Raw genomic sequence first — 4,828 nt, 5'->3', positions numbered from 1 at the left:
ATTTCAGAGCGTTTTCTCTTGCTAAAGTTTGATTATTAGGTTCTCCATCTGTGATGTTAATGAGTATTGGAGGAAAACTTTACTAAAAGCCCTGGATGAAAAACTGATAATGGTTGTGTATAAGACATTAGTTTCTCCTAATTTTTTTGTACTTATCAAAGACTTGTAATATGCAAATTCATTCTTAAGCCCAGTTGAGCATCGCTTTATCGAGAATGATTTGCGCGCAAAGGTAAACTATCTCCTTGCCACAAATGTTTGGTTAGATTCGGGCAGGTCTAGTATTGGTTCAGCAAGTCAGCGCTTATGTATTAGATTGTAGACTAACTATTTTTAGTTTGTCAAATTTCTTTATTTAGCCGATTCGATTAATATTTAATTTTTACGCGTTTATATTCAAGTAAAATTCAATTTAAAAAAGCCTTTTGGTTTAAAGTTAAAACCTCTGAGTAAGGCTATAATCATTGTAGCGGACTAAAGTCTGCATGAAATTTGTCTAAAATACCAGAAATGTCACCAACCCAATTATCAGAAATCATTTTCATAGGGGGAGAGGCTGGGGGTGTAGGGAAGTCCAAAATAACCAAGACCTTAGCTGAGATGCATATTCAACGAGGGATTCCCTTCAGTCTCTGGGAGTGCGATCGCACCAAACCAGACGTACACCAATCCTACGGGAAATCATCTTCAGGTTGTAACTTGGCTATTCTTTCCGAATCACCTGACATGCAAGATGCCAGTAATGAGCTATTTAATGCCGCTCTCACATCCAGAGTTATAGCCAATCTGCCAGCTAATAGCTTGATACCCTTAAAGGGGTGGATAGCAAATAACAACATCATAGAACTCTGCCAGGAGTTTGGGGTAACTATATATATATGGCTGGTTAGTGACGGGACGCTCAATTCCCAAGAATTGACAATCAAGACCATGCAGATTTTCCGCGATAACCTTAAATATGTCGTCGTTAAAAACCTGGGTAAGACCAAAAATTGGGATGAGTTCGACAATAACCCGGAACTTAATAAGTTAATTCAGAAGTACTCTGTCCCTGTCATTGAATTACCTGAATTTTTCGGCGATCGCATTCGTCAACAAATGGATGCTATGTGCTGGACCTTTGGTGAGGCGCTGGAACATTACAAGAATGACCCCATTAATAAGCGCCGCATTCAAACTTATCTACAAAAAAGTTGGGCAGCTTTTGATGAAGCAGGAGTGTATCAATAGTATGGCTAATAACGGTAAGAGTAATGATATTCTTTCTTTGGCCATGAAAGACTTTAGCCCTGATCAGCAAAAAAGGGCTCTTGAATTTGCTATGAAGCTGGGCATAAAACCTGATGACGAGTTCTGGCTTATATTCATTGCAGTTGGTGGTCTTCAAGCATTAATTTTTGATTTGCAGAAACTGGTTTCCGAAGCCCCGGACCAGTGGCAAGAATTATTTTTTAGTTTTCAGGGAGATCTTTGCGAGTGGGGAGACCAAAATCTTCAAATAATCAACGGTTTAGTCCTCAAAGCTCAGAACGAGGACGCCTTAGCGAAAAGCTTGCAGCAATTAGTAGTGGCGTTAAGCAATTTAACGCAATACTCACAACAACTCACGAGCGAATTAAATCAATTAGCTCGGGAATATCACAGATCCTCCTTGGAAGCGAACAACTCTTACAAAAATCTGAGCGATCAAATTCAACAGCAGAGCGATCGCATCAGCCAAAAACTCAGCAGCATGAACCCAAAATCGAACGGTAATACTACCGGCACTGGTTGGGGAATGTTCTTCACTCTAATTATCGGGGTAGGGTTAGTTTTCTGCAATTGGCGTCTAACCGAGCAATCTATGGACACCAACAAGCGGGTTAGTTGGATTCTTCAGCGTGTAATCAAAGCTGAGTGTGCTTCAGGTAGAAAGCCTAAATATAGTCCGGAATGTAAACAATTCTAGTCTTAATGTTTTTTCGTTTAAATAATTGGTTGTCAAAAATATGTGGCATCAAATTTATTCCAAAATTTTTAACAAATCTTCAAGAAGCAACTTCGTCGAGTTTGGCAGAAAAAATATTTCATTTGAAGAGGCTCAAAAGCATTTTTCAATTATTGGATCAGGTTGTGGACTAAAGAAACATATTTTAGTCAACGACATGATTAACCAATTATCAAAACTTGCTAAGCAGAAACTAGTGAACGGTCTTTTGATAAATTACACTTACGTCGAATCACACGAAAATTTTTTCGACCAGACTGTTTACAACTTTAACCCTTCACATGCTCAAAGTAATTGGAAAGGAGAATTAACGGCTTGGGACCTTAGCAAGGACATTGTTAGCTACAAGGATTCGGAATGGTTGGCGAGACGGTTAATTGATTTCAAGCCTGGGGGTATAAATATTTTATGGAATGACTTAAAAATTAAGATCCTTACTGAAGTAATTAACTTATTCATTGATTGTTCGGGAAATTTCTGGACGTTGAGGGATCTGCTTTTAGTTTTTCACGCTGCTCATACTTTTCAGAAGTTTCTTGATAAACTTCCGGGCTTAAGTGAAAAAATAAATCCATTCTCCTTTTTAAATGGGTATGACCTAAAAACAATTCAATACCTACTTGAAGCTGATCTAAATAAATTTACCAGCGTAGCTAGCCAATGGGAAACTGCAGAACATAAGCTGAGCTTGAAAGGCTGGCTTAAAGATGGGGGAATCATAACCTTATGCAGTAACTTTGTTGAATATTGTTCCTCTTACTCTGTTCTAGATTGTGTGATATGGGAAGCAGCATTAAACTCAATTCTTGCCCAAGCTTCAGAAAGTGCAAAAACAAACTTTGTCATAGTGCAAGACCTTTTATCAATCAACACGGACATACTTGCAGATTTCATTGTTACAGCTAGACAATACAGAACAAGCGTCATTACAGGAGTGGAACAAAACATACTGGATTGGAATAACCTATCAAAAACTCATGCACAGAGGATTATAGCTAACAGTTATTATCTAGCTGTTTTGGGAGCAGCGTATGATGGATTCGCTGAATGGATAGCTGGTAAATTGTTAAATGATTACCAGTATAAGAAAGAAATTTTGCAGATGGCAAATGAGTTTCAATTCATGGAAGACAAGCCTATTCGGGGGATTTATCGCGGTCGTGAAGTTTATAGAAATGTCTATTCATACAAAAAAATTCAAAAGTTGAAAGAACACAATAAATCAAGTCAGGGTACTATAAGAACACGAACCCAATCTCAAGAAATTTTGCAGCCCTGGAATGAGAGCGATCGCACACGTCTCAATCTCGATTGGTTGCCTATTGGGGAACAAAAATTTTAGGGCGGAGTAAACTACCCCACCGATAAGACGGATGGAGCTTCTGTACTCGTAGGGGTGAGCCTCCCTTTGGTATTACCTCCCCTCCTAAAGCATTAAATAACTATAAGTTGTTTAACAATTGTCTTGTTTTATTATTGATACATTAAAGTGGAAGTATCAAGATATAGGAGAATGTACTGCCCACCCCCAAGTTTTGAATAGCCTTATTTAGCCCGCTAGAGGGTCAGGAGAGGGGGTAGTGGAGACGCTCAGGTAGGGTAGTAGCCTATCCTTGTTTACCCTCTTGAGAGGGCTTAATTTACGCTAATTTGTCGTTTTATTTTTTATGGATAAATTTGGTTTGATTATACCGGCTAGAATTTTTTAGTGAAGAAGGGAGAGTAATCTCATTTGACCGAATACTATCTTCTTATTGTTAGCCTTATTTCAAGTTATAGTGTTTTAATAAATTGATTTTTTATAATAGTGGTGTGTCATATAACAAAATATGTTAACTATATCAACGTATATGTGTTGTGTATAGAAGTGTAAAAGCTAGGTGCTAGGCTGATTTGAAGATGAAATCCTCTACCATTTCATCAGCGAGGTCTCTACCGTTTCATCAGAGAATACTTTACCATTTCATCAGCGAGGTCTCTACCGTTTCATCAGAGAATACTTTACCATTTCATCAGCGAGGTCTCTACCGTTTCATCAGTAGCAGTCCACCATCTGGTTTGTGCTGACTCTACCATTTCATCAGCGATCGCCCTCATGTTTCGTTTATTCAATACAAAAAAGGTGGGAGACCCCACCTTCTGAGATAAAGATAAAAGAATTGTTAACGATTAAGGTTTTTTCTTAACTTTTTTGGAAACAAACCCTAAGAAGGCTTTGTCAATATCTCGGGGTTTCCCGCGCTTATTAGCGTATTCAATAAATTGTTGTTGTAGTGCGTATTTACACCATCCTGTACCGGCATTTGCAATTATAAGGGTAGCTTCAGAAAATGCGTCTGCCGAAATGTGAATTTTTTCCTTTTGTACTATATTTATAGAACTCGCTTTCACAGATTCTAATTTAGGTTTGCGGGCCACTGATGGAACACAAGGCATTATTGTAATTCCGCCCTTGGTATACTCAAATACGAACCATGGATAAACTAACTTAACTTTTTCAAGTGCCTTTTTCAATTTCTGCTGAAAATTCCAAATGTTACTGTAATCACCCCCCATTTGGGAATGCAGCGATTCCCATGCAACAAATTGTGGTTGATCCTTTTGTTGTGCCGCATACGCCCGTAGAGTTGCCCAGCAGTAAGTGTCGATCGCCAAAGGAGAATTTTTTAAGGCCTGTATACTGCGATAATCTAACGGGATTGGGTTATCTGTAATCGCGTTGAAGAATTCTTCGCCTAATTCTACCCAACTTCCTTGCTCAAACGGGTGTGAGGCATGGCGATCGCTCCACCAAAGATGAGTTTTTGGTGCAACCAGCATATCTACACGCGACTCGTATTT

4 protein-coding genes are annotated in these 4,828 nt (G+C 38.7%); 3 read left to right on the top strand and 1 reads right to left on the bottom strand.

Translation table 11 applies throughout. The features are described from left to right. Positions 1 to 510 precede the first annotated feature (510 nt). The 3 genes from G4P69_RS32730 to G4P69_RS32720 are packed head-to-tail and all read left to right on the top strand — an operon-like array spanning position 511 to position 3,329. Positions 511 to 1,230 carry a P-loop NTPase family protein gene (locus tag G4P69_RS32730; RefSeq protein WP_208353989.1) on the top strand — a complete coding sequence of 240 codons (720 nt, stop codon included), beginning with the start codon at positions 511 to 513 and terminating at the stop codon, positions 1,228 to 1,230. A gap of 1 nt (position 1,231) precedes the next feature. Beyond that, positions 1,232 to 1,948, top strand: a complete 717-nt coding sequence (locus tag G4P69_RS32725) for a DUF6753 family protein (RefSeq protein WP_208344503.1) — start codon at positions 1,232 to 1,234, stop codon at positions 1,946 to 1,948. A gap of 40 nt (positions 1,949 to 1,988) precedes the next feature. After that, the gene (locus tag G4P69_RS32720) at positions 1,989 to 3,329 is read left to right on the top strand and encodes a type IV secretion system DNA-binding domain-containing protein (protein ID WP_208344504.1); all 1,341 of its coding nucleotides are present in this window, start codon (positions 1,989 to 1,991) and stop codon (positions 3,327 to 3,329) included. Positions 3,330 to 4,156: 827 nt separating this feature from the next. Here G4P69_RS32720 and G4P69_RS32715 read toward each other — a convergent pair. Further along, positions 4,157 to 4,828, bottom strand: a 672-nt coding sequence (locus G4P69_RS32715; protein ID WP_208353980.1) for a replication protein RepA, incomplete at its 5' end; no start/stop codon positions are given.

It is taken from the genome of Aetokthonos hydrillicola CCALA 1050 (assembly GCF_017591665.1).
In the GTDB taxonomy this organism is placed as follows: domain Bacteria; phylum Cyanobacteriota; class Cyanobacteriia; order Cyanobacteriales; family Nostocaceae; genus Aetokthonos; species Aetokthonos hydrillicola.
The sequence above is the reverse complement of the archived record's forward strand: the minus strand, read 5'-3'. Positions and strand labels throughout refer to the sequence as shown.